Genomic DNA, 25,202 nt, shown 5'->3' with positions numbered 1-25,202 from the left:
ATGGTAGCCACTAGACAGTCACATCAGCTAACTAAGCCGAGTGATTTTGCCAGCCGTATCGAGCTGTTAGCGCTAACAGAAGACAAACATACCTTATTAGAGCAGGCCCACCAACTGTGCCTGCATTGCGATGATGCAAAACGTGAAAACACAGCCATTGAAATGGTGGAGATTTTAGCTGAGCTAAATTTAGATGCAGACTCTCTTGCCACTGCTTTTTTAACGCCTTATTTTTTAGCCGAAAAAATCTCAATTGAGACTGTCACCGAAAAGCTGGGTAATCACGTTGCGTTATTACTAACAGGCGTAAGCCAAATGGCTACCATCAGCACCTTAGCCCATCAAGGAAAAGGCACAGTACAAATCGATAATATTCGCCGTATGCTGTTAGCCATGGTTGAAGATGTGCGCGCCGTAGTGATTAAACTTGCAGAGCAAGTGTGCCACCTGCGTGATGTTAAAGACGCCAGTGAAGAAGAGCGCGTCATTGCCGCTAAAGAAACACGCGACATTTTTGCTCCCCTAGCTAACCGTTTAGGGATTGGTCAGCTTAAATGGGAACTTGAAGATCTTTCGTTCCGTTATTTGCACCCAGATACCTATAAAAATATCGCCAAACAGCTGGATGATAAGCGCCTTGCCCGTGAAGCCTACATGGAGAACATGGTTGCTTTAGTAAAAGCACGCTTGGCTGAAGCAGGTATTGAAGGTGAGGTGTATGGCCGCCCTAAACATATCTACAGCATCTACAAAAAAATGGCACAGAAGAACTACGAGTTCGACCAGCTTTTTGATATTCGCGCTATGCGCATAGTGGTAGAGCGCCTGCAAGATTGTTACGCGGCATTAGGTATCGTGCATACTAACTGGCGCCATTTAAATAAAGAATTTGATGATTACATCGCAACACCTAAGCAAAACGGTTATCAGTCAATTCATACCGTGGTATTTGGCCCAGAAGGTAAAACCGTTGAAATTCAAATTCGTACGAGCGAAATGCACCAAGATGCTGAGCTAGGTGTTGCTGCGCACTGGATGTACAAAGAAGGTGCATTGCCAGGACGTGGTTCAGGCTACGAGCAAAAAATTAGCTGGTTACGTAAGTTACTGCAATGGCAAGAAGAAGTTGTTGATGGCAGTGACCTAGCGGAAGAGCTTAAAAACCAAGTAGTAGAAGACCGTGTTTATGTGTTCACGCCTAAAGGGGATATTTTCGATTTACCGCTGGGTGCAACACCACTTGATTTTGCTTATTACATTCACTCAAATGTAGGGCATCGCTGTATTGGCGCAAAAGTGTTTGGCAAAATTGTGCCATTTACTCACCAATTAAGCACCGGCGATCAGGTTGAGATTTTAACTCAAAAGCAACCTAACCCAAGCCGTGATTGGTTAAACCCATCGCTAGGTTATATTAAGTCTTCACGAGCACGCTCTAAAATCCATCATTGGTTTAAGCAGCTTGATCGCGATAAAAACTTAAGTGCCGGTAAAGAAATACTCGAAACTGAGCTGCAAAAACTAGATTTAACAACCAAAGATCTAGCGCCAGCAATCGAGCGCTTTAACCTTAAAGGCCTTGACGACCTTATGGTTGCGGTAGGTGCTGGAGATGTTCGCTTAAACCAGTTATTAAACTTTATTAGTGACCGTGAGCATGACGAACCACAAATTAAGTTTAAAAAGCCAAAAAGTGTCACCGGCGATAAGAACGGTATTGTTGTTGATGGGGTAGGTAGCTTAATGAGCCATGTTGCTAAATGCTGCCGACCTGTGCCGGGCGATGAAATTATTGGCTACATTACGCAAGGCCGAGGGATTGCAGTTCACCGTGAAGACTGCGATTCGTTTGAGAAACTTCGTGAAAAGCATCCTGAGCGGGTTATATCAGTAAGTTGGTCAGACGATGTCAATGGCTCTTACTCATTAACGATTAAAGTTGAAGCGACCGATCGCTCAGGCCTTATTCGAGATATCAGCTCAGTGCTTGCAAACGAAAAGGTGAATGTGCTGAACATGAACGTCAACACGGTAGAAGATAAGCAGCTTGCGCTGTTTTCAATGCAGGTTGAAGTACATGACTTATCAAGCACCAACCGCTTATTGTCTAAGTTACACCAAATCGAAGGTGTACATGATGCAAAGCGTGGTCACTCGTAATGGATGATAAACAGGCAATTGAGCAGTCGCTTGCAATTATGGCTAAACTACGGGACCCAGAATCTGGGTGCCCGTGGGATTTAAAACAAGACTTTAAGTCAATAGTGCCGCATACCCTTGAAGAAGCTTACGAAGTAGCAGATTGCATTGAAAAAGGTGAGCTTACTGAGCTTAAAAGTGAACTTGGCGATTTACTGTTTCAAGTCATCTTTTATGCTCAACTTGCCAAAGAGCAAGGATTATTTGATTTTGCCGATGTGGCTAATACGCTTAATGATAAGTTAGTGCGTCGTCATCCCCATGTCTTTACAGAGCAAAGTGAGCTGACTAACGCTGAGCTTTCTGAGCAGTGGCAGGCTATTAAAGCACAAGAGCGAGCAGAAAAAGCAGCTTCACCACAAATGAGCCTGTGGCAAGACATTCCTGATGCTATGCCGGGCCTTTCAAGAGCGAAGAAGATTCAACAGCGTGTGGCAAGCCTAGGGTTTGATTGGCCAAGTTATCATGGTGCGCTCGATAAAGTTGCTGAAGAAGTAGACGAAGTAAAAGAAGCGCTGGCTCACGACCCTTATTCAGAGCACAGTGCAGAAGAGCTTGGTGATTTACTGTTTGCAACGGTGAATGTTGCCCGTCATATTAAGCGCGATCCTGAGCAATTATTACGAAGTGCCAATGCTAAGTTCGCGTCACGCTTTGAAAAAGTGGCTGCTTACTTAGATGAGCGTGGCCAGAGCCTAGAAACGGCTAGCCTCGAAGAAATGGACAACGCATGGGAAGCCATTAAAAAGCAAGCCAAGTAAGTGCATTGTAGAGCAGTTTGGGTACAGTGTAGCTAAGCTCGTTTTTTGTGCACTTATTTGCTAATTTTATCTGGATTGATAGCAGCCCCTTTGCTATAATATCGCCCCGTCTTGATTCTATATTATTCCTTTTAATTCCTGATATTCTAGGGTTCGCATGAGTACAAAATTTATCTTCGTAACTGGCGGGGTTGTTTCTTCGTTGGGTAAGGGTATTGCAGCAGCGTCATTAGCCGCTATTTTAGAAGCACGTGGTCTTAACGTGACTATTTTAAAGCTGGATCCTTACATTAACGTTGACCCAGGCACTATGAGCCCAATTCAGCACGGTGAAGTATTTGTAACTGAAGACGGTGCAGAGACTGACCTTGACTTAGGTCACTATGAGCGTTTCATCCGTACCAAGATGACTAGCCGCAACAACTTCACACAAGGTCGTGTTTATGAAGATGTATTACGACGTGAGCGTCGTGGTGAGTACCTTGGTGCAACAATTCAGGTTATTCCACACATCACAAACGACATTAAGCAACGTGTATACGACGGTGCTGAAGGTCGCGATGTAGCAATCGTTGAAATTGGCGGTACAGTTGGTGACATCGAGTCACAACCTTTCTTAGAAGCAATTCGTCAGCTTGGCACTGAAATTGGCCGTGAGCGCGCATTGTTTATCCACCTAACGCTAGTGCCATTCTTAGGCCCTGCAGGTGAAGTTAAAACTAAGCCAACACAACATTCTGTAAAAGAATTACGTTCGATTGGTATCCAACCAGATATCTTGATCTGTCGTTCTGATCGTAAATTACCAAATAACGAGCGCGCGAAGATTGCACTTTTCACTAACGTTGAAGAGAAAGCTGTTATTTCATTACCAGACGTAGAAAGCATCTATAAGATCCCTGCGTTACTTAAGTCACAAGAATTAGATAACTTCGTATGTCGTCGTTTCTATCTTGAGTGCCCAGAAGCAGATTTATCTGAGTGGGAACAAGTGTTATACCAAGAGTCTAACCCAACAGGTGAAGTGACAATTGGTATGGTTGGTAAGTACATCGAACTACCAGATGCATATAAATCAGTAAACGAAGCATTAAAGCATGCAGGTCTGAAAAACCGTTTAACAGTGAACATCGAATACGTTGATTCACAAGACTTAGAAAGTAAAGGTACTGAGTTACTGTCTCACCTTGATGCTATCTTAGTTCCAGGTGGCTTCGGCGGCCGTGGTGTTGAAGGTAAGATCTTAGCGGCTAAATATGCACGTGAAAATAAAGTTCCTTACTTAGGCATTTGTTTAGGTATGCAAGTAGCGCTTATTGAATATGCGCGTAACGTTGCAGGCCTTGAAGATGCAAACTCAACAGAGTTTAACGCTAAATCAGCACACCCAGTTGTTGGTTTAATCACTGAATGGCAAGATGCTGACGGTAACGTTGAAATCCGTGATGAGCAATCTGACCTAGGTGGTACTATGCGTTTAGGTGCACAGAAGTGTCACTTAACACCGGGTTCTAAAGTAAGTGAAGTATACGGTAGTGACGAAATTGTTGAACGTCACCGTCACCGTTACGAAGTGAATAACCACTTTGTAGAGCAGCTTGAAAAAGCAGGCTTAAGTTTCACTGGTTTATCTGAAGATAAGAAACTAGTCGAAATTATCGAGAATAAAGATCACCCTTGGTTTATTGCCGCGCAATTCCACCCGGAATTCACGTCAACACCACGTGATGGTCACCCGCTATTTGAAGGGTTTGTTGCAGCTGCACATACTCACCAAAAAGCGTCATCGTAATTTAAATAGGCCGTGCTTTATGCACGGCTTATTTGTTTTAATAAGCCAATGGCATTAAGGATAATTAATAAAATTGGCACTAACTCACCATTTTCGGGAAAAGAGGAATCAAGATGTCAGAAATCGTAAAAGTGATTGGTCGCGAAATCATGGACTCGCGTGGTAACCCAACTGTTGAAGCTGATGTACATTTAGCTGATGGTTCATGGGGCCGTGCTGCAGCACCATCTGGTGCATCAACAGGTACTCGCGAAGCGCTTGAATTACGTGATGGTGATAAAGCACGTTACCTAGGTAAAGGTGTTTTAAAAGCAGTAGGCTATATCAATAACGAAATCGCTGAAGCGCTTAAAGGCCAAAACGCAGTTGATCAAAAAGCTGTTGACCAAGTGATGCTTGACTTAGATGGTACTGAAAACAAAGAAAAACTAGGTGCTAACGCTATCTTAGCTGTGTCTTTAGCAACGGCTAAAGCGGCTGCTAACTCTAAAGGCGTTGAGCTTTATGAGCACATTGCAGACCTAAACGGCACACCAGGTGTTTACTCAATGCCATTACCTATGATGAACATCATCAATGGTGGTGAGCACGCTGATAACTCTGTTGATATTCAAGAGTTCATGATCCAGCCAGTTGGTGCTTCAAATTTCCGTGAAGCATTACGTATGGGCGCTGAAGTATTCCACAGCTTAGCAAAAGTACTTAAAGCTGAAGGTCACTCTACATCAGTAGGTGATGAAGGTGGTTTTGCTCCTAACCTTGAATCAAACGAAGCGGCACTTGCTGCAATCAAGGTAGCCGTTGCAAATGCAGGTTATGAGCTTGGTAAAGATATCACTCTAGCTCTAGACTGTGCGGCATCTGAGTTCTACGACAAAGAAGCTAATATCTACGACCTTAAAGGCGAAGGTAAAAAATTCACTTCTGAAGAATTCAACCACTTCTTAAAAGGCCTTACTGAGCAATACCCAATTGTTTCAATTGAAGACGGCTTAGATGAGTCGGATTGGGATGGTTTCGCACACCAAACACAACTAATTGGCGATAAAGTACAATTAGTAGGTGACGATCTGTTCGTAACTAACACGAAGATCTTAAAGCGTGGTATTGATAACGGTATTGCTAACTCAATCCTAATCAAATTTAACCAAATCGGTTCATTAACTGAAACGCTTGCTGCTATCAAAATGGCTAAAGACGCTGGCTTTACAGCTGTTATCTCACACCGTTCAGGTGAAACAGAAGATGCGACAATTGCTGATTTAGCAGTAGGTACTGCAGCTGGTCAAATTAAAACGGGTTCATTAAGCCGTTCTGACCGTGTTGCTAAGTACAACCAATTACTTCGCATTGAAGAAGTATTAGGTGAGAAAGCACCTTACAACGGTCTTAAAGAGGTTAAAGGTCAGTAATCTGGCTTAGCTTCATCAAGACTTTAAAAAACCTCCTTCGGGAGGTTTTTTTTATATTTCGAATTAATTTGTGTTTATTTTTGATACAAAAATTAGATTTTTCTATTTTATAGTTGTTAATGTTTAAATAATTCTGTACCTTTCTTGGCTGAATTTGAGCTGAATAAAATTTAGTTTTTCAATCTGTTATAAGTAGTAAAAAGGAAAGGGAATGAAAAAAATAATTACACTATTTTTATTAATTACTTTAGTGGGATGTGGAACAACACCTCAACCAACCGTTGAGTTACAAGCAAATCATTTTACAAATAAAGAAAAGAAAATAGGCTTTTATTTTCAGCGAGGTGATAAAGCTACCACGCATATTTTTGGTGCAAGTTGCTTACTTTGTTATGGTGTTGCATCTTCTTTAACAAGCTCACTTGATAAGCACTTAGCAACGCTTCCTGTTAGCGATATTGACTCATTAAAAACACTAATCCAAGATGAATTTAAAGAAAGATCTGATTATGTTACCACCCTTGATGATCCGAAGTTACTGGATAAGTTACCTAAATTCAAAGGCGAGTTAGGTTTTGCTAAGCAAGACTTTAGAGGTTTAAAAGAGAAGTTTGATATCGATGTTCTAGTTGTTGCTAATTTTGATAGTTTTGGTGCCTATAGAAGTTTTAGCAGTTATGTTCCTAACGGGGATCCGCAAGGTTACTTGAAAGGTGTGGTTTATACTATCGATCTAAATACAAATCAGTATCTGCAATATCGTTTAGTGGATGAAAAAGTTCAACCTGAGGGTTTATGGGATGAGCCTGATGATTTCCCTGGTGTTACAACAGCGTACTATCAAGCAATCGAAAATGTAAAAACACTGATTCGAAATGCGATCTAGGTAATAAATATCGTGGTGAAAGCCACGATATTTTTAGGGAAGAAAAGTGAAAAAGCTTAGTATTTTAATTCTGTTGCTCTTTTTGTGTGGCTGTAATTCAACACCTAAAAGAGACGACTACATAAAGTATTTACATAACCAAAAGATAGTTATTGATGAAAGTGATTTTAAATTCACTCTTTCATTACCAAATGAGTTCGATATTCGAGGTGTATATGATCGAGATTCATCAATCACAAACCCCGATGTTCTATACGCAGCAGACGCAGGGTTAGCAGGCTTACTTGTTCAAGTAGCTGCACATGCTGCCACTTCATCTACAATTCAGAGTAATAAACTGGCAGGATTACAATCTGAAGCAAACGAAAAAGTATCCGAATTTATAACACTTACTAATGGCTTTAAAAATAAAGACTTTATAAAAGGCTTGGAAACTGCATATACAGAAGACCTTTCAGAGTCGCCAGTGACAATTAAGCCAATCTTTTTCGTGAGTCAAAATATGGATCAGGTTGCTGTTAAAGCACAAGTTTGGATCAGTGAAACACGAAAAAATAAAACGACTTTTACGTATAAAAACCTTATTGCAGTCACATCAAAGAAAATCACAGAAACACAGAGAAACGAAGTTTTTCAAGCCGGTAGTGATGAACTAAAAAAAGTGTTTACTAACTTATTAACTGGAGTTATTGAGTTAGCAAAATCTGAAGTTACACTAAAGTTTAAAAATAATAACACGCCGATTCTTTCTCACATTGTTTATGTAAATGGTGAGGAAAAGTTAATTCGTGGCAAAGTTGTTGAGCAAAATTGTCAGTCAACAACCTACCAAAACTTACGTAAATGGCTACTTAAGTTTTCAAATGAATCGTTGCGTGAAGCTCCAGCTCATTGTGAAAAACAACAACAATTAGTGCTTTAGAATTATAGCTGAAATTGCTGTTTTAAGATTTCGCCGGTAAAGCTGGTTTTTAGATAAAAGCCACGAGGTAAGGTTTGTACTATCTGGCCATTCGGTCCAATGGCATCTGTCAGCGCTTTGCTGTTGGCTGCTTTTGGCCTTATTTGCATTACATCGCCTAAATGCCCCGAAATTTCATCTACGCGACCAAGGGCAATTAGCTCCATTTGTTCTTCCCAATCACGCTGTAAGAGGGCATCTTGCTCTGCACTTGGCTGCCATAAAAAGCCACTGCCTATGGTACGGTGAAAAGGTAGTATCTCGCGCTCGCCTAAAATCGGTAACCACAAAACATGATTCAACTTTTTACGAACTGTACTTTGCTGCCAAGTCATTCCGGTTACATTTAATAGCGGTGTTACCGAAACAAAGGTTGTTTCGAGTGGTTTGCCTTTAAATGAAATAGGTAAGGTTTTTAGCTCAATGCCTAACTCTTCAAAATCAGGTGTTGGCTTTGAGCCTGCCGTTGCACCAAGCACATATTCGATAAGTTGTCCGGTCCAGCCTTTTTCACGAAGTAAATCGTCAGGAGTTTTAAACTGATATTGCTCAGCTAGCTGCCCTAGGGTGAGGCCAGCAATAGCATCAACACGTTGCATTAACTCGTTTATAGAAGCGGGTTTTATTGGTCGCATAAGGCGTTTATTTGATTGTCTAAATATTCGGTTCATGATAGCAAATACACGCCTTAGTGGATATCTTTGTGTTTGGGTGTTTTTTGCGCACGTTAAGTGTGAGCTAAAAATAATCAGTTTTATTTTGGGGTGTCACATTATAACTAATTGATATTTAGTTGTTTTACTGTTTTTATATGTTGTTTCTATTTCATTAATTAATCAGTTGTTTGTATAAATACAGATATATAAACATGTTTATCCACAGTTTCTGTGGAGAAAGTGGATATTTCAACTATAGATTGTGGATTTGTTTGCAATTTAGGCATGGTTTACAAAAGTTATGCACAAGCTGTGGGTAAGGTGATAAAAATACGGTTGTAAATAGTTATTTTAATCAAACAGCACATTTTTATAATAATTACTTCGTAACACCTTGATTAAACATGTTTGCTAAAAAATAAATTTTCAATCTAATTTAGGCTTAGGTGTAAAGTGTTTGCTGTATCGCAGGTTATGTGGAACAATCAATAAAAATCGACTTACAAATGAGGCACTAAGGTGATTGATGCCGAAGGTTTTCGTGCCAATGTCGGAATTGTAATTTGCAATAATCAGGGACAAGTATTTTGGGCTCGTCGCTATGGTCAACACTCTTGGCAATTTCCCCAAGGTGGTGTTGATGACGGTGAAACAGCTGAGCAAACCATGTACAGAGAATTACACGAAGAAGTGGGCTTGCTTCCTGAAGACGTTGAGATCGTCGCAAGTTCTAAACATTGGTTACGCTATAAATTACCCAAGCGTTTAATTCGCAGAGACTCAAGTCCTGTGTGTATTGGGCAAAAACAAAAATGGTTTTTACTGAAACTTCGTTGTAAAGATGAAGATGTAAATTTACTTAAAACTCATCACCCCGAGTTTGATGATTGGCGATGGGTGAGTTATTGGTATCCGGTTAGGCAGGTTGTTTCGTTTAAGCGCGATGTATATCGTCGAGTAATGAAAGAGTTTGCTCCGTTTGCAATGCCGTTTAATAAACGAGAGCAACACAAAGATCATTGGCGACATAAACGATAAGGGCAACCTTATTTAAAATCAAAGGAGCAGCATCATGTTAGCCACGCTCAGATCAATTGCTGAGGCAGTGTCGCAACAGGCGGACTTAAATAGTGCGCTGGGGTGTTTTGTGCAAATGGTAAAAGATGCCATGCAAACACAGTGCTGCTCTATTTATTTTGCAGATTACAGCCAAGATAATTTTGTATTGATGGCCACCCAAGGCCTCAACCCAGATGCAGTGGGTAAGTTTCGTATAGGCTTTACCGAAGGTCTCGTTGGTCTTGTTGCTCAGCGTGAAGAGCCCATTAATATTGCTTTTGCTAAGTCTCACCCACGTTTTAAACTCTCGCCTGAAGTTAATGAAGAAGGCTATAACGCGTTTTTATCTGTGCCAGTCGTGCACCAGAGAAAGGTTTTAGGCGTTATTGTTGTTCAACAAAAACTAGCCCGTGTTTTTAGCCCTGACGAAGAGTCATTTTTAATTACGCTCTCGGCACAGCTAGCTTCTCAGTTAGCTCATGCAGAAATAAAAGAAATATTACGCGTCGATGAGTTTTCCCACCAAACCTCAGTATTAAAAGGGGTATCAAGTGCGCCAGGTATTGCCATAGGCGAGGCCTTTGTGGTGATCCCTAAGCTCGACTTTAGCTCCATTGAACTGCAAAAAGACGACGATATGAGCACCCAGCGTAAGCTATTTACACAAGCAGTTGCTGCAACGCGGAACGAGTTTAATACCTTATCGATGACACTTAGCGATTCAATACCTCAAGAAGCGCTTGCTGTATTTGATGTGTACCAACAATTACTTGATGCCAAAAGTCTTGGTCAAAATGTTGAAGCGCAATTACAACAAGGCTGGAATGCAAAAAGCGCCCTGAAAATTGTAATTGAGAAATTAGTGACTCAATTTAATGCCATGCAAGACCCTTACATTAAAGAGCGTGCTGTTGATGTTAAAGATATTGGTTTGCGAGTCTTACACCATTTAGTTAATACTGAGCATGCGGCAAAACCTTACCCTAAAGACACTATTTTAATTGCCGGTACATTAACCCCCGCAATGCTTGCTGAAGTACCTAAAGGGCAACTTGCCGGGGTTGTGAGTGTTAATGGTGCGGCAAATAGTCATGCTTCTATATTAACTCGTGCTATGGGGATCCCTGCTATTTGGGGCATTGAAGATGTGCCGTTATTGCAGTTTGAAGGCAAGCAAATGATTTTAGATGCCTATGCAGGGCGTTTATATATTTCTCCTTCACAAATGCTGCAAGAGGAATACAGTCAGCTCAAATATCAAGAAGCCTTATTGAACGACCGTTTTGTGGCAGAGCAAAACCTAGATGCCGTCACTAAAGATGGCGAACACATTAGCTTATTACTTAACGCGGGTCTTGAATTAAATACCGAGCATGACAATAAGCCATTTTGCGATGGGGTAGGCCTTTATCGCACCGAAGCCTGGTTTATGCAAAAAGGCCAATTTCCTTCACAGTCAGAGCAAGAAAGCTGGTATCGCGAAGTGCTAACGAGTTACCACCCTAATCCTGTGGTGATGCGTACACTCGATATTGGTGGCGATAAAGTTTTAGATTACTTCAATATAACAGAAGAAAACCCATTTTTAGGTTGGCGTGGTATTCGCGTGACCTTAGACCATCCAGAGCTATTTTTAGATCAGCTCAAGGCAATGTTAAAAGCCAATATTGGTTTGGGTAATTTAAAAATCATGCTGCCGATGATCAGTGGTTCAGAGGAAGTCGATGAATCGTTAAAATTGCTCGAACAAGCCTATTTTGAGTTAAGTGAGCAATACCCCGAACAGGCAATAGAACGCCCAGAAATCGGCGTGATGTTAGAAGTACCTTCAAGTGTATTTATGCTTGAAGAGTGGTCGCAAAAAGTCGATTTTTGCTCTGTAGGTAGCAACGATTTAACCCAGTATATGCTGGCAGTTGATCGCTCTAATGCCCGTGTTGCTGAGCTATTTAACCCTTATCACCCAAGTGTACTTAGAGTGCTGTTAAAAATAGCACAAGAGTGTCAACAACATGAGTTGCCATTTAGTTTGTGTGGTGAGTTAGGAGGCGACCCTGAAGGCGCTTTACTGCTTATTGCGATGGGTTATCGAAGCTTGAGTATGAACTACGCTTCGATTAGTAAAATTAAGTTTGTGCTTAGGCGATTAAATGTCAGTGATATGGAAAAGTTACTTGCAGAGTGTTTATTACAACCCACTGCAAAACATGTACTCAGGTTAACGCGTAACTTTATGATTGAACATCAACTCGGTGAGCTATTTTATACCCCAAGCCAAGGCCAATTATGAGGGAAAATTGTGCTGTGAAGCGCCTATATATTAGTTTAGTATATGTATATAACAAATTGAATATATGAGTGTGCTATGCATGACGTAATACTTTTAATGGTGTACTGCGCAATTTTGGGCAGCGTGGTTGGATTTTTAGCCGGATTATTAGGCATTGGTGGTGGTCTTATCATCGTGCCGGTACTTAGTGCGCTGTTAGTGTCGTTTAATGTTGCCGATCCAAGCCATGTATTAGTCATTGCGATAGCAACCTCGTTAGCATCCATTATTTTTACCTCGACTTCTTCAGCCCTTGCTCATCATCGTAATGCTAACGTGCCTTGGGAAATTGCCCCATGGGTTATGACTGGTGTTGGCCTAGGCGCATTGATCAGTGGTTTTGCAGCAAGCTTTATCCCAGAGCAGCTACTGCGCTTTGTTTTTGCTGGTAGCGTGGTGTTTATCGCGCTCAGAATGGTGTTATCGACACGAAAAAAAGCCGCCAGTGAAAAACCGCTTCCATCAGGGCCTATTCTTGGCTTTTTATGTGCCATAATGGGGGCGCTGTCGGGGCTAATTGGTATTGGCGGCGGGGCGCTTATTGTGCCGCTACTGCATTATTTTTCTGTTGATATTAAAAAGGCCATTGGTTGTGCTGCTGCATGTGGTATTGTCATTGCGCTGTTCGGCTCGGTGGGTTACGTATCTGCCGGGTGGCAATTAACATCTTTCAGTGATGGATTTGCCGGATTTGTGTATTTACCTGCGTTAGTGGGGATTGTGGTTACCTCGTCGCTCATTGCGCCAATAGGTGCCAAAGCCACGCATTACTTGCCTGTGGCAACAATAAAAAAAGTATTCGCGCTATTACTTGTCATAATTGCGCTTAAAATGGTGTTTAGTTAAAGGTTTTTATTTTTATGGCTCTTCAATTTCCAGATATCGATCCGGTTATTTTTTCGGTAGGCCCGCTTAGCGTACGTTGGTACGGTTTAATGTATTTAATTGGTTTTGCTTTGGCTATGTGGCTTGCTAATCGTCAAGCAGAAAAACCAAACTCAGGTTGGACAAAAGAACAAGTTAGTGACTTATTATTTTACGGCATGCTCGGGGTAATACTAGGCGGCCGTATTGGTTATGTATTGTTTTATCAGTTCAGCTACTTTATTGAAAACCCATTGTACTTATTCAGAATTGACCAAGGTGGTATGTCGTTCCATGGTGGCACGTTGGGTGTAATTACAGCCATTGCAATTTTTGCTTGGACCCGTAAAAAATCATTGTTTGAAGTAGGTGATTTTGTAGTGCCACTCGTACCGCTTGGTTTACTAGCTGGACGTATTGGTAACTTTATTAATGGCGAGTTATGGGGCCGAGTGACAGATGTACCTTGGGCGTTTATTTTCCCATCAGGTGGCCCAGAGCCCCGTCATCCATCACAATTATACGAAGCCTTTTTAGAAGGTTTGGTGCTGTTCTTAATCTTACAATGGTTTATCAAAAAGCCTCGTCCAGCGGGAAGTGTTGCTGGGGTGTTCTTACTTGGCTATGGCGTGTTTAGATTTATTGTTGAATATTTCCGTGAGCCAGATGCTCATTTAGGTTTATTCGCAGGCTTTATCTCGATGGGGCAAATACTGTCATTGCCGATGGTAATTGGTGGCCTTGGTTTGTTAATATGGGCCTATAAAAAGCCGCAACACAGTGTGGCAAGCAAAGCATAACAAGAGCAAATCAATGAAACAGTATTTAGATTTATGTCAGCGTATTGTTGACGAAGGTGTGTGGGTTGAGAACAAACGCACAGGGACTAAGTGTTTAACCGTTATTAATGCCGATCTTGAATATGATGTGGCAAATAATAAGTTTCCGCTAATAACAACGCGCAAGAGCTTTTACAAAGCGGCGATTGCGGAGTTACTTGGTTATTTACGTGGTTACGACAGCGCTGCACAGTTTCGTGATATCGGCTGTATGACTTGGAATGCTAACGCAAACGAAAACAAAGCTTGGCTTGAAAATCCACATCGTCGTGGTGAAGATGATATGGGTCGAGTGTATGGTGTGCAAGGCCGCAGTTGGCAACGTCCGGATGGCAGCCACCTTGATCAACTTAAAAAAGTTATCGATAACTTATCAAAAGGGATTGATGATCGCGGTGAAATCGTCACTTTTTATAACCCAGGTGAGTTTGAGTTAGGCTGTTTACGCCCTTGTATGCACACGCACACCTTTTCTTTGTTGGGCGATACCCTATACTTAACATCATACCAACGTAGCTGCGATGTGCCGCTGGGTTTGAACTTTAATCAAATTCAATGTTTTGTGTTACTTGCTTTAGTTGCACAAATCACCGGCCACAAACCGGGTAAGGCGTATCATAAAATAGCGAATGCGCATATTTATGAAAACCAACTTGAGTTGATGCGTGATGTGCAGCTTAAGCGTGAGCCATTCGCGTCGCCAGAATTAAAAATAAACCCAAATATTAAATCACTAGAAGACATTGAAACCTGGGTTACAAAAGACGATTTTGAAGTAGTAGGTTATCAGTGTCACGATGCAATTAAGTATCCGTTTTCAGTTTAAGAACAATAAAATTTAAGGAGAAATCAATGAAAGCAGTGATCCCAGTTGCTGGTCTTGGCACGCGTATGTTACCTGCAACAAAAGCAATCCCTAAAGAAATGCTTCCTATTGTTGACCGCCCGTTGATTCAGTACGTTGTAAATGAAGCAATTTCAGCAGGAATTAAAGAAATTGTTCTAGTAACGCATTCAAGTAAAAACTCAATTGAAAACCACTTTGATACCAGTTTTGAGTTAGAAGCAACGCTTGAAAAGCGTGTTAAACGTCAGTTACTCGCAGAAGTACAATCAATCTGCCCGAAAGATGTAACAATTATTCATGTTCGCCAAGGTGAAGCGAAAGGCCTTGGTCATGCGATTAACTGTGCTGCACCTATCATAGGTGATGAACCGTTTGTTGTTATCTTACCGGATGTGATCATCGATGATGTAGCAAGCGACCTTAAAAAAGATAACTTAGCTGAAATGATCCAGCGTTTTGAAACCACCGGCGAGAGCCAAATTATGGTTGAGCCTGTGCCGCAAAACGAAGTAGACAAGTTCGGTGTTGTCGACTTAGGTGATGTAAAAATCAATCAAGGTGAAAGCGCAGCTATTTTAAATATGGTTGAAAAGCCTCCAGTTGATCAAGCACCATCAAATCTTGCTGTTGTGGGTCGCTATGTATTGAGCAAAAATATTTGGCCATTACTTGCAAAAACCCCAGCCGGTGCAGGCGATGAAATCCAATTAACAGATGCCATTGCCATGCTCATGGAAAAAGAGATTGTTGATGCTTACTCAATGAAGGGTAAAAGCCATGATTGCGGTAGCAAAATTGGTTATTTAAAAGCCATCGTTGAGTTTGCACTGCGTCGTGATGAATTCAAAGGTGAGCTTACAGACTTCATAAAGTCGCTGGTTAAATAAGCAATTCAAATTACCTAGTTGAAAATTATGTAAAAAAAAGTGTCTATATGGCACTTTTTTGTTATTTACATGTTCCTCCCAATTGTCGATTATTACCCAATAAAGGATTTTTCTGATATACCTAAGTCTTAACGCATTGTTAAGATTAAAGATCAGTGAGATGCTTATTTACCCCTGTAGGATAGTTAAACTCAGCTATACTTATAAAAATACCTATGTAAAGACGGATTTTTATTGCTTTAGGTTGTCTAATATGAAAACTTAAGTATTAGGGTGTCATTAAGTTTTTATTGCAGTTAGTTAAGCGCTGTACTGAAAATATTATAATAACAAATAATGTGTTAGAGTTTTCTTATGCAATGCCGTAAATCACTTTTATGGTTTTTGTATAGGTAAGTGCTAACAGATAGACTTCTTTAAAAAGAAGCAAATTTTTAATGGTACGTTTAAGAATCCTACTTATGAAATATTGCTCAAAACCTTTGCGTTACAGTATATACCTGTTGGTGTTATTGACTGTGTCTGGTTGCAGTAATAAGGCATTTCCTGATATCTCTTTTAACAAGCTTCCTGTTTTCAATGTTGTTCAGTACCTTAGCGATGTAACGCTAATGCAAAACTCACTTTTGTTGGCGCAAACCCAAAGTGAACCGGTCAGTACAGTGTTAGATCAGGCTGATACTTCTCAAGCACTATCAAGCGACTCTAAAGACTCTGTTAAACCTGACTATGCATTTGCTTTGCAATTAGCGTCTGTTAATACGGAACAAGATCTAGCTTATACATTAAAGAAAATGGCTAAACGAGCACCCAGCATTTTTCAAGGAAAGCCGATACTTAATGTTGAAGTCGCTGATGTAAATGAGCATACCTACTATCGACTTAAGTTTGGTGGCTATAAGTATTTGAAAAACGCGAAAGCTGATTGTGAAGCGATTAAACGACAAGGCATTGATTGCTGGGTAAGTAACTACACTGACAACCGAATTTATTTTTAGCGTCAAATATTCACTCTAAAGATGGCATTTTTATTGCTAAGATTTAAGTCTGTTTTTTAGAATTGACGTCACCATGCATTTTTCTATTTTCTCTAAATATCTATTTATAACCATCTGCTTAACTGCTCTAACAGCATGTATGATGAGCCAAGAGCAAACCCAGCCAGCTTACACTGAGCAGCAAGTACAGCAATTTGCTGCCGAGTGGCAAAATAAACAACCTAGTATTGAACGTCTTGCGTTGATGGAAAAAGACCTTGCGTTGTTAATCGAAGTGCTTTCAGCCAATAGCGATTTAACCGCACAACCATCACAATTTGAGCCACAAAATGATGTGATTATTCATCAAAGCGAACAAACGCAAGTACAGCAAGCATCATCCACAGACTCACTTGAGGCGATTATTGCAGCAAATAAAGCGGCTGAAGCGGGCGTGCAATTAGGTTTATATTTAACGCCGAAAAAAGTTAGTCATCAGGTCTTAAAGCTTAAACGTGATTATCCTGCTGTTTTAAATGACCTTGATTTTCGTTTTAAAACACGAGAGCAAAAAGGCGTAACCTTGTATGGATTGAGGGCTGGTCCATTTGCAAATTATACTCAGGCTACTGCATTTTGTGAGATAGCCAAAAGAATGGGGCAAACCTGTGTGACGGCACCGTTTCTTGGGCAGATACTATAACCGCTTATTTAACAACAGAAGGGAATTGACCCTTCTGATAAACCATTCGCCTCCTCAAAAAATTAGTTACATCAGCCTACACAATTAAATCATTGTCTGAATGCAACGCTAGCTTATTGGTATTTTAGAAGTGACGTGTTCTTGTTACCACGCTTCGGCTTTTCATAATAATCCCATCAACAATAATACTTAGGCATAATTATTGCTTTGTACTTACTAAGTTTAGTGAGGATGGCAATTATGCGCCTGTTATTTTATTCAGTTTTTTTAGTGTTGGTGGGTTGTAGCTTAACTGAAGAGCCACAAAAAACGCCCCCTAGAGAAACCCCAAAATCGCCGATGGCACCTTATACGGTGCACCAATACGTTGCTGATTTAAGTAGTCAGCTGAGCCGTATTCAAGGCCCTTACAAAGGCAATGCACGTATTGCTGTGACCAGTTTTTATATGGCTGATGGCTTAGGTACTGATTTAGCAGAAGATCAGGGCAGTGGCTTGAGTCAGCAAATTCAAGAAAGTTTATTAACGCAATTTACTCAGCTTGGTTTTCATACCATAGAGTATCGATTAGAAAATACTTTAAATTTGCAGCAATCGGCCGATAGTGTACTTAGTCGTGATGTAAATACTTTGCGTCAACGTCAGAATATTGACTTTGTTATTACCGGCACACTGACGCGGCAACAACATGCCTACATAGTTAACGCCCGATTGGTAAATACCAAAGATCTGCGAATAGTATCAGCAGCAAGCACCGAAATCCCTATCAATGTAATGTGGGGCGCTGAAAAAGTTCAGCAACGTGATGGCCAGTTGTATCGAAGCGAATATTAAGAGGAACTCATTTAATGAAACGTTTAATTTTAACTTTATGTTTGCCGTTTGGCTTTGGTTGCTCGTCAATGTTAACTGGTGATGCAACACAACACGAAAATGATCCTCAGTTAGCTGCGCAAAGAGAAGTTGCCGCGCCGCATAGTAATGACAGTGTGTTTCAAACCAATCAGGCGGTAATGAATAACAGCACTTTTACAGCAGCCCCAACTCGTAAAAATATCAATCACTATGTACGTGGCATCATGCAGGATTTAGTTGAAAACTTGCAATATGTTAGTGATAACACACCAGTTGCTGTTTCAAGCTTTGTGTACCTTGATGCAGATTACAACTCAACAAATTTGCTGGGTAATCAAATTGCCGAAAGTTTTATTCATGAACTTCATGCGTTTGGTGTGCCTGTCATTGATTTTAAAACCACTGATTATATGCGTGTGACGCCAAGTGGTGACTATGTTTTCAGTCGTGATTATTTAGAGTTAAGCCAAGATCAAAACTTCAATTATGTATTGGCGGGTACTTTGGTTAATCATCAAAGTGGTGTGCTCGTTAATGCCCGCATTGTTGGTTTAGCAAGCAAAGCTGTTGTAGGTTCAGCTCAAGGCTTTATACCACAATCAGTGGTTGATGCCCTTGATAGTACTAACCGTAGTGATGGTATTACACTTAAACAAGCAAGTGAGTAAGCTATGAAAGGTTTTGTCTTCGCATCGTTAACGCTCGCGCTTTCTGGCTGCCAATTGCTGCCAGAGCAATCAGCAGAGCCGCAAAATACCGCTCAAAGCGCACCTGCATCAGCAAGTACTCAAGTCGATTATGTTGCTATGCTGCAAGCGCTTGAGCAAAAAGGTATGCAGCAGGATAATGCTAACCATCGTTTATTTGTGCCTTATCAACATCATAAAACCGTTGTTAATTATGTCGAGCAAATGGCCCTTGAGTTAGTGGATACCATGCAACAAGAAAGCGAGTTAGGAATAGCCATAACTAGCTTTGTTGATTTAGATGCGAGCCTAAAAAATAGCTCTCAACTTGGTAATCAACTCTCTGAAACAATGATGCACCAGCTGCAAAAATTTGGGTTTGGCGTTGTTGATTTTAAAGCGATGGATATCATTAGTGTGACCTCACGTGGTGATTTTGTGATGTCGCGTGATGTAGAAGAGTTGGCAGAGCGTCGCATTGCCAGCCATGTTCTTACTGGCACGCTTATATATCGCCCAAATGGTGTTGAAGTGAATGCTCGAGTAATTAATTTAAACTCAAAGCTGGTTATTGCCAGCGCACAAAAAGTGATCCCTTATTTTGTGCTAAAGAATGAGTCAATCAAATCAGCAACTGCTCGCGTTAACTAGCCTCATTATTTTGCCAATCGACTTACTAACAAGTCGATTGGTTTATTCTCTTGATTACCAAAGCCTTAGACCGTTATAATTTTAGCTACAAGCTACAAGCTACAAGCTACAAGCTTTACCTCAGCTTTTGAGTGGCCTCTTAGTTAAATGGATATAACGGCCCCCTCCTAAGGGGCAGTTACAGGTTCGATTCCTGTAGGGGCTACCAAATCTCATTTTTTGAATAGCACCCCTAATAATTTCATCAAAAATATAATTACTAATGACCAAAGTAATAGTGAAAATTATTAAAGTCTATTGAGGTAGACTTTAATGGAGATGCTGCCATTATTTGAAAATAAAGTCTACTAAACTGGACTTTATTGTGACCTTTTAAGTTTAAAACTGTAAAAGTCTTTTAAAGTAGACTTATTTTATTTTATGGTGCAGGTTGAAATAAAAGTCTGATAGATTAGACTTTTATAGAAACATTGTTCAAATTGAGATTGTGATGGCAAAGAAAGTTAAAGCGAGTAAATCCCCAGATTTAAGTAGAGCGTTCACACCTTCTTTGCTTGGTGACGTTATTAAAGCGAAGAGAACACAAAGCAATATCACGCAAACTGACGCTGCATTACTTTCGGGTATATCAAAGCAGACATACATAAATATTGAACAAGGTAGTGCAGATGTAAAATTGGCCTCGTTAATGAAAGTTGTCTCGGCATTAGGCGTTAAGATATCAATTGAGCCATGGCAAAGTGATAGTACAGTTAACTCACCTCTGGAGGATGAGAATGACGTCTGGGTTTGATAGATATACACTCGACATAATTTATAGCCAAAAGCTGGTTGGTAAATTACATCTTTCTAGAGAAAGCGATAATTTATCATTGAGTTATCAACAAGAGTGGGTGGATGAAGGCTTTCCAATATCTCCTCATTTACCTTTTGGACATGACATACCTTCTGTCAATATCAGACGTTTTTTACAAAATTTACTACCCGAAAATAAGGGCCTAGATTATTTAATAGATTACTTAGGGGTATCACGGACGAATGTATTTGCTCAGATCGGTGGAATTGGTAAAGATACCTCTGGGGCTATGATGTTTTTACCTGAAGGTGCTTTAAACGATAAAGTAAAAAGTAACTTTATCGCTATTAGTGATGCTGAACTGATCAAAAGGTTATCTGATCCTCAACTATGGCATTTGGAAGTCTGGGACGGCAAACCAAGATTGTCAGTAGCAGGTGTTCAATCAAAATTAAATGTATTGTCAGTTGATAGCAAGTTAGGTTTTGGTGAAGGAGACCTTTGCTCTACCCATATTATTAAGTTTGAAAAGAATAATCAGCAACATCTTGTTATAAATGAATTTGTAACAATGAAACTTGCAAAACTAGCTGGGTTAAGTGTTGCAGAGGTTGAACTTAAATATTTTGATCACCACCCTGCGTTACTTGTAGAAAGGTTTGATAGAAAATTGTTTAGCCCCGAAAGTGTAAAGCGCAGGCATATGATTGATGCATGCCAAGCTTGTAATCTAGGGGTTGATAAAAAGTACGAAAGAAATTTAGGTAAGCAGCGAGATGTTAGTCACATTCGCGATGGTGCAAGCTTTGAAAAACTGTTTGCGCTATCTGAACTCTGCGAAAACCCAATAGCAGCAAAAATTGAAATTTTAAAGTGGGCGTTATTTAATCTTTTTATCTACAACTCAGATGCACATGGCAAAAACTTTAGCTTTTTTGTGCAAAAATCAGGTCTAACCCCAGCGCCATTCTATGATTTAGTAAACGTTAAAATGTATCCAGAGTTTGAACAGGATCTAGCTATGAGTATAGGAGATGAGTTTGACCCTGATGCAATTAATGCCTATCAGTTAGTTGACTTTGCAGATGAAAATGGAATTTCAAAAAAGTTACTACAAAGCCATCTAACTAAAATAGCGACAAGTATTAAAAATAATTTACAACAGGCAATATCGCTTGTTGATAGCCCTTCAGAATCACAAGTGTCATATCTAAAGCATTACTTTGATATAGTTAATGCTCGTTGTGATCATTTTCTTGAGCAGGCAAATGTAATCCCTGATATCGAACTATAGTTTATAGCTTAGAAATTAACGTTTGATTGTTAATTTCTAAGCTGCAGAGTTATTACTCGTTTTTAAACTAAATTAACCCGTTACTTTTTCAAGCTCGCCTGTGCGCCATGGTTCAATGATGATTTTGATATGGTCGTTTGGTTTAAATAAGGTATCAAACGCACCTTGTACGCCGTCTATGCCGACTTTACCAGTACGCATTTTTTGCCATGCAATTTTGCCTGACGCAATGTTCTCAAGTGATTGTGCAAACTCTTCTGGCTGGTAGTAATAAGAGAAAATAAGGTCGAGCTCTTTCACTGTGGCATAGGCAAAGTTAACGTTTAGTGGTGCGGTATGTACACCTGTTACAATGATTTTTGCTTTTGCCGGTGCACGTAAAATGTAGTCGTTCAATAAGCGGCTTACACCGGCACATTCAAAAATAACGACCTTGTTGTTACCCGCAAGTGCTGCGGCTGTAGCAACTTCATCATCCGCCATAGGGTTAACATATTCTGTGGCGCCAAATTCAAGGGCAATTTGTTTTTTGCTCTCTTGTGGATCAGAGGCAACGATGTGTTTTACGCCTTGAAGCTTTAACGCGGCAATCGCGGCAAGGCCAATTGGGCCACAGCCAACCACAATGGCAACATCATCATTATTCATTTGTGCGCGGTTCACTGCGTGCAGGCCAACAGCAAGTGGTTCTGTAATGGCTGCCGCTTCTGATGGAACAGCATCAGGGATAGGTAATATTAAGGCTTCATCAACAATAAAGTATTCAGAGTAGGCACCATATAGCCCAGGGGTTACACCTACGCCAGCGCCGCCAGCAGAAAGTAAAATAGGCACAGAGGTTACGCGGGTGCCTTTAGCTAATTCGCCTTTAGTATTTGGGCCGTAGCTAACGATTTCTGCCGCGTACTCATGGCCTAATAACACTTCTTGGTCATCGCCTGCATCTTTAGCCATGATGCCAAGGTTTTTATAGATATCGAATACATCGCTGGTGTGGCGGGTTATATGAATATCAGAACCGCAAATACCGCAAGCTAGGCTTTTTACCAGTACTTGGCCGGGTCCAGGTGTAGGAATATCAATTTGTTTTACATGCAGCTTGCCATTTTGCATGGCAACAGAATTCATTTGGCTCATATGTGTGTCCTCAATTCACCTTATTTGTGAATTATTAGACTAAAGTAAAGCGCCTGCCTTAATCTTGACTTTTTACGACAAAAACACAGCTTATTACGACATGTCTGTTTATAAACTGCTCATTGTGGAATATTTAAAGTAAAAACCCTCAAAGTGATAAGGGTTTTTACTTTATTAAGTCTTAGCCGAAGTAGGCTGTATTGAGGTATAAATGAGTTAATACTCCAGCAAAGTAACCTAGTAAAATGACCGGCGACCATTTTAAGTGGCTATTAAATGTGTAGATCCCTCGCGCTTGACCCATTAGTGCAACTCCTGCCGCAGAGCCAATTGATAACAGGCTGCCACCAATTCCTGCTGTTAGCGTAATAAGCAGCCATTGACCGTGCGACATATCAGGCATCATTTGTAACACTGCAAACATCACTGGAATGTTATCGACTACCGCTGACATTAAACCAAGAATAATGTTCGCACCGGTAGCAGACCAGTTGTTATAAAGTAAGTCAGAAAGCAGCGCTAAGTAGCCGATAAACCCTAAGCCTCCAACACAAATAACGATGCCATAGAAGAACAAGAGCGTGTCCCACTCGGCTCTCGATACACGGCTAAATACATCAAAAGGAACAACGTTACCTAAGCGAGATAAGCGTTCTTTGTCACCTTCACGCTCTGCCATCGCGCGCTTTCTGGCAAGAGAGCCGGGGAGTGTCACGCGTAAGAAGTAACCAAAAAACTGTAAATAGCCAAGACCCATCATCATGCCCACAACCGGTGGTAAACCAAAGGCGGTTTTTAGCACGACGGCGGTGAGTATTGTCAGTAAGAATAAGCACAATATGCGAAGCGCACCGCGTTTAAGTTCAATATCTTCATCGGCCGTATCCGGGTGTCGGTTATTGATAAATAAAGACATAACGAAAGCAGGAATAATATAGCTGACTAAAGCTGGTAGGAATAAAACAAAAAACTCGGTAAAGGCAACAACATCGGCTTGCCAAACCATCAGTGTCGTGATGTCACCAAACGGGCTGAATGCGCCACCGGCATTTGCGGCTATTACAATATTGACGCACGACATAGCAATGAAGCGGTTATCATTTGCTGCTACCTTCATTACCACTGCACATAAAAGTAGGGCAGTAGTTAAGTTATCGGCTACAGGTGAAATACAAAATGCCAGTACACCGCTTATCCAAAATAATTGCTTGTAGCTAAAGCCTCTAGCAACCAGCCAGCTTCTTAGGCCATCAAATAAACGACGCTCTTCTAGGGCGTTGATATAGGTCATCGCAACGAGCAAAAATAGCATTAACTCCGAAAATTCTAACAAGGCGTGACGAAATGCGTCGGTGCTAAGATCAGATAAGTTTTGTGCACTGTACTGCCAAGCAATAAGGGTCCAAATAATCCCGGCTGCAACCAATACGGGTTTTGATTTGCGTAAGTGAATTTTTTCTTCGAGTATGACGAGCACATAAGCAAAGATAAAAATAACAAGGCATATAATGCCAACAGGGTGGGTGAGTAAATCGATAGTACCAGTTGACGCAGCATGAGCTTGGCCACCGAAACATAGCAAGGAAAGGAGCAATCCTTGTGTTAGTTTTTTCATTGTATATTCCAATTAAATCATCTTAATTTCGTTACGGTTTAAGTAAATGTAGCTGCAGACATTTTAGATTCATTCTTTGCTTTATGTAACAAATTGGTAACTAAGATGTTGGTATTTTGAATATAAATACGGGTGATGGCGAGAGCAGACCAGTTATATAATTTATAATTTAATCAATGTGTTGTGGTTTTAAAATAATAAAGGGCTGCAATTAGCAGCCCCAACTTGAAAATTATGCAAAGTGTTTTTCTAAATCGTCAGAGCCACCAATGTGCTCACCGCCTATGAATACTTGCGGCACTGTCTCACGACCAGAAATCGCTTTTAAACTAGTTAATGAAGCGTGTTGACCTAATACGATTTCTTCGTACACATAACCTTTCGTCTCTAGTAACGCTTTAGCTTTTGTACAGAACGGACAATTAGGCTTGGTAATAATACTCACTGATTCTGGTTTTACCTGTGCTGGGTTAATGTATTCGAGCATGGTATCTGCATCAGATACTTCAAACGGGTCGCCAGGCTTTTGTGGCTCGATAAACATTTTTTCGATAACGCCGTCTTTTACCAGCATAGAATAACGCCAACTGCGCTTACCAAAACCTAAGTCGTTTTTATCGACTAGCATACCCATGCCGTCGGTAAATTCGCCGTTGCCGTCTGGCAATAAAGTGATATTTTGCGCTTCTTGGTTTTGTGCCCATGCATTCATTACGAAGGTATCGTTTACAGAAATACATACAATGTCATCAACACCGTTTTGTTTAAATACAGCCGCAAGCTCGTTATAACGTGGCAAGTGAGTTGATGAACATGTTGGTGTAAATGCACCTGGTAATGCAAATAGCACAACTGTTTTACCTTTAAAAATTTCGTCAGTGGTCATTGATTTCCACTGCTCGTCTACACGTGTTGCGAATGTAACGTTTGGTACTTTTTGGCCTTCGATATTGTTTAACATTGTTTTGATTCCTCTTGATTTGTTGAGTGCCATTA

The 25,202-nt window shown here is 40.6% G+C and carries 23 protein-coding genes and 1 tRNA gene; 20 read left to right on the top strand and 4 right to left on the bottom strand.

The genetic code is table 11. The annotated features are described in order from the left end of the window. From relA to AADY36_RS12520, 6 genes are all read left to right on the top strand, one after another. Positions 1–2,160 (top strand): GTP diphosphokinase, encoded by a 2,160-nt coding sequence (relA, locus tag AADY36_RS12545; protein WP_055197911.1) that lies wholly within the window; start codon positions 1–3, stop codon positions 2,158–2,160. Then, positions 2,160–2,960 (top strand): nucleoside triphosphate pyrophosphohydrolase, encoded by an 801-nt coding sequence (gene mazG / locus AADY36_RS12540; RefSeq protein WP_342409041.1) that lies wholly within the window; start codon positions 2,160–2,162, stop codon positions 2,958–2,960. Before relA ends, mazG begins: the two co-directional genes overlap by 1 nt. Positions 2,961–3,117: 157 nt before the next feature. Beyond that, entirely contained in the window at positions 3,118–4,752 is a 1,635-nt protein-coding gene (locus AADY36_RS12535) for a CTP synthase (protein ID WP_054562242.1), read from the top strand. 113 nt (positions 4,753–4,865) lie between these two features. Beyond that, entirely contained in the window at positions 4,866–6,164 is a 1,299-nt protein-coding gene (eno, locus tag AADY36_RS12530) for a phosphopyruvate hydratase (RefSeq protein WP_342409040.1), read from the top strand. Between the two features lie 211 nt (positions 6,165–6,375). Next, on the top strand, positions 6,376–7,050 hold the full coding sequence (locus AADY36_RS12525; RefSeq protein WP_058586453.1) for a hypothetical protein: 675 nt from the start codon (positions 6,376–6,378) through the stop codon (positions 7,048–7,050). A 46-nt stretch (positions 7,051–7,096) separates the two neighbouring features. After that, a complete protein-coding gene (locus AADY36_RS12520; protein WP_342409039.1) occupies positions 7,097–7,972 on the top strand; it encodes a hypothetical protein in 876 nt (291 codons plus the stop codon). A gap of 2 nt (positions 7,973–7,974) precedes the next feature. On the opposite strand, the gene mutH is transcribed toward AADY36_RS12520, so the two are convergent. After that, a complete protein-coding gene (mutH, locus tag AADY36_RS12515) occupies positions 7,975–8,646 on the bottom strand; it encodes a DNA mismatch repair endonuclease MutH (protein ID WP_054554349.1) in 672 nt (223 codons plus the stop codon). Between the two features lie 540 nt (positions 8,647–9,186). On the opposite strand from mutH, the gene rppH reads away from it, so the two are divergent. The 14 genes from rppH (at position 9,187) to AADY36_RS12445 (ending at position 21,454) form a co-directional block, all read left to right on the top strand. Beyond that, positions 9,187–9,705 carry an RNA pyrophosphohydrolase gene (rppH, locus tag AADY36_RS12510; RefSeq protein ID WP_054554350.1) on the top strand — a complete coding sequence of 173 codons (519 nt, stop codon included), beginning with the start codon at positions 9,187–9,189 and terminating at the stop codon, positions 9,703–9,705. 34 nt (positions 9,706–9,739) lie between these two features. After that, positions 9,740–12,016: a phosphoenolpyruvate--protein phosphotransferase gene (gene ptsP / locus AADY36_RS12505; RefSeq protein WP_342409038.1), complete on the top strand. Its 2,277-nt coding sequence runs from the start codon at positions 9,740–9,742 to the stop codon at positions 12,014–12,016. A gap of 75 nt (positions 12,017–12,091) precedes the next feature. Then, positions 12,092–12,901: a sulfite exporter TauE/SafE family protein gene (locus AADY36_RS12500; RefSeq protein ID WP_055020682.1), complete on the top strand. Its 810-nt coding sequence runs from the start codon at positions 12,092–12,094 to the stop codon at positions 12,899–12,901. Between the two features lie 14 nt (positions 12,902–12,915). Beyond that, positions 12,916–13,719: a prolipoprotein diacylglyceryl transferase gene (gene lgt / locus AADY36_RS12495; protein WP_054562237.1), complete on the top strand. Its 804-nt coding sequence runs from the start codon at positions 12,916–12,918 to the stop codon at positions 13,717–13,719. A 13-nt stretch (positions 13,720–13,732) separates the two neighbouring features. Then, positions 13,733–14,584, top strand: coding sequence for a thymidylate synthase (locus tag AADY36_RS12490; protein ID WP_054562236.1), 852 nt, complete (start codon positions 13,733–13,735; stop codon positions 14,582–14,584). Positions 14,585–14,610: 26 nt separating this feature from the next. Then, positions 14,611–15,492, top strand: coding sequence for a UTP--glucose-1-phosphate uridylyltransferase GalU (gene galU / locus AADY36_RS12485; protein ID WP_054562235.1), 882 nt, complete (start codon positions 14,611–14,613; stop codon positions 15,490–15,492). A gap of 461 nt (positions 15,493–15,953) precedes the next feature. Then, positions 15,954–16,490, top strand: coding sequence for an SPOR domain-containing protein (locus AADY36_RS12480; RefSeq protein WP_160318715.1), 537 nt, complete (start codon positions 15,954–15,956; stop codon positions 16,488–16,490). 73 nt (positions 16,491–16,563) lie between these two features. Then, on the top strand, positions 16,564–17,172 hold the full coding sequence (locus AADY36_RS12475) for an SPOR domain-containing protein (RefSeq protein ID WP_342409037.1): 609 nt from the start codon (positions 16,564–16,566) through the stop codon (positions 17,170–17,172). 240 nt (positions 17,173–17,412) lie between these two features. Further along, on the top strand, positions 17,413–18,006 hold the full coding sequence (locus tag AADY36_RS12470; protein ID WP_055020737.1) for a FlgO family outer membrane protein: 594 nt from the start codon (positions 17,413–17,415) through the stop codon (positions 18,004–18,006). Between the two features lie 14 nt (positions 18,007–18,020). Next, entirely contained in the window at positions 18,021–18,695 is a 675-nt protein-coding gene (locus AADY36_RS12465) for a FlgO family outer membrane protein (RefSeq protein WP_054562231.1), read from the top strand. Positions 18,696–18,698: 3 nt separating this feature from the next. Next, entirely contained in the window at positions 18,699–19,364 is a 666-nt protein-coding gene (locus tag AADY36_RS12460) for a FlgO family outer membrane protein (protein WP_342409036.1), read from the top strand. 133 nt (positions 19,365–19,497) lie between these two features. Next, positions 19,498–19,572 (top strand) — tRNA-Arg (locus AADY36_RS12455). A 282-nt stretch (positions 19,573–19,854) separates the two neighbouring features. Beyond that, a complete protein-coding gene (locus AADY36_RS12450; protein ID WP_055020691.1) occupies positions 19,855–20,157 on the top strand; it encodes a helix-turn-helix domain-containing protein in 303 nt (100 codons plus the stop codon). Then, positions 20,141–21,454: a HipA domain-containing protein gene (locus AADY36_RS12445; RefSeq protein WP_055197935.1), complete on the top strand. Its 1,314-nt coding sequence runs from the start codon at positions 20,141–20,143 to the stop codon at positions 21,452–21,454. The genes AADY36_RS12450 and AADY36_RS12445 overlap by 17 nt, the downstream gene beginning before the upstream one ends. A gap of 72 nt (positions 21,455–21,526) precedes the next feature. Here the strand turns inward: AADY36_RS12445 and AADY36_RS12440 are convergent, their stop codons facing one another. The 3 genes from AADY36_RS12440 to AADY36_RS12430 form a co-directional block, all read right to left on the bottom strand. Beyond that, the gene (locus AADY36_RS12440; protein ID WP_342409035.1) at positions 21,527–22,591 is read right to left on the bottom strand and encodes a zinc-binding dehydrogenase; all 1,065 of its coding nucleotides are present in this window, start codon (positions 22,589–22,591) and stop codon (positions 21,527–21,529) included. A 181-nt stretch (positions 22,592–22,772) separates the two neighbouring features. Next, entirely contained in the window at positions 22,773–24,206 is a 1,434-nt protein-coding gene (gene nhaD / locus AADY36_RS12435) for a sodium:proton antiporter NhaD (RefSeq protein ID WP_082422933.1), read from the bottom strand. A gap of 232 nt (positions 24,207–24,438) precedes the next feature. Further along, positions 24,439–25,167 (bottom strand): glutathione peroxidase, encoded by a 729-nt coding sequence (locus tag AADY36_RS12430; protein ID WP_054562228.1) that lies wholly within the window; start codon positions 25,165–25,167, stop codon positions 24,439–24,441. Positions 25,168–25,202: the final 35 nt, after the last annotated feature.

Source organism: Pseudoalteromonas sp. D15MCD-2 (assembly GCF_038562745.1).
In the GTDB taxonomy this organism is placed as follows: domain Bacteria; phylum Pseudomonadota; class Gammaproteobacteria; order Enterobacterales; family Alteromonadaceae; genus Pseudoalteromonas.
This window is presented reverse-complemented; position numbering and strand designations above follow the sequence as displayed.

Coding starts and splice junctions, on each gene's coding strand:
- relA (WP_055197911.1), top strand. CDS start 1: ATGGTAGCCACTAGACAGTCACATCAGCTAACTAAGCCGAGTGATTTT.
- mazG (WP_342409041.1), top strand. CDS start 2,160: ATGGATGATAAACAGGCAATTGAGCAGTCGCTTGCAATTATGGCTAAA.
- AADY36_RS12535 (WP_054562242.1), top strand. CDS start 3,118: ATGAGTACAAAATTTATCTTCGTAACTGGCGGGGTTGTTTCTTCGTTG.
- eno (WP_342409040.1), top strand. CDS start 4,866: ATGTCAGAAATCGTAAAAGTGATTGGTCGCGAAATCATGGACTCGCGT.
- AADY36_RS12525 (WP_058586453.1), top strand. CDS start 6,376: ATGAAAAAAATAATTACACTATTTTTATTAATTACTTTAGTGGGATGT.
- mutH (WP_054554349.1), bottom strand. CDS start 8,646: ATGCGACCAATAAAACCCGCTTCTATAAACGAGTTAATGCAACGTGTT.
- ptsP (WP_342409038.1), top strand. CDS start 9,740: ATGTTAGCCACGCTCAGATCAATTGCTGAGGCAGTGTCGCAACAGGCG.
- AADY36_RS12500 (WP_055020682.1), top strand. CDS start 12,092: ATGCATGACGTAATACTTTTAATGGTGTACTGCGCAATTTTGGGCAGC.
- lgt (WP_054562237.1), top strand. CDS start 12,916: ATGGCTCTTCAATTTCCAGATATCGATCCGGTTATTTTTTCGGTAGGC.
- AADY36_RS12490 (WP_054562236.1), top strand. CDS start 13,733: ATGAAACAGTATTTAGATTTATGTCAGCGTATTGTTGACGAAGGTGTG.
- galU (WP_054562235.1), top strand. CDS start 14,611: ATGAAAGCAGTGATCCCAGTTGCTGGTCTTGGCACGCGTATGTTACCT.
- AADY36_RS12480 (WP_160318715.1), top strand. CDS start 15,954: ATGAAATATTGCTCAAAACCTTTGCGTTACAGTATATACCTGTTGGTG.
- AADY36_RS12475 (WP_342409037.1), top strand. CDS start 16,564: ATGCATTTTTCTATTTTCTCTAAATATCTATTTATAACCATCTGCTTA.
- AADY36_RS12470 (WP_055020737.1), top strand. CDS start 17,413: ATGCGCCTGTTATTTTATTCAGTTTTTTTAGTGTTGGTGGGTTGTAGC.
- AADY36_RS12465 (WP_054562231.1), top strand. CDS start 18,021: ATGAAACGTTTAATTTTAACTTTATGTTTGCCGTTTGGCTTTGGTTGC.
- AADY36_RS12460 (WP_342409036.1), top strand. CDS start 18,699: ATGAAAGGTTTTGTCTTCGCATCGTTAACGCTCGCGCTTTCTGGCTGC.
- AADY36_RS12450 (WP_055020691.1), top strand. CDS start 19,855: ATGGCAAAGAAAGTTAAAGCGAGTAAATCCCCAGATTTAAGTAGAGCG.
- AADY36_RS12445 (WP_055197935.1), top strand. CDS start 20,141: ATGACGTCTGGGTTTGATAGATATACACTCGACATAATTTATAGCCAA.
- AADY36_RS12440 (WP_342409035.1), bottom strand. CDS start 22,591: ATGAGCCAAATGAATTCTGTTGCCATGCAAAATGGCAAGCTGCATGTA.
- nhaD (WP_082422933.1), bottom strand. CDS start 24,206: ATGAAAAAACTAACACAAGGATTGCTCCTTTCCTTGCTATGTTTCGGT.
- AADY36_RS12430 (WP_054562228.1), bottom strand. CDS start 25,167: ATGTTAAACAATATCGAAGGCCAAAAAGTACCAAACGTTACATTCGCA.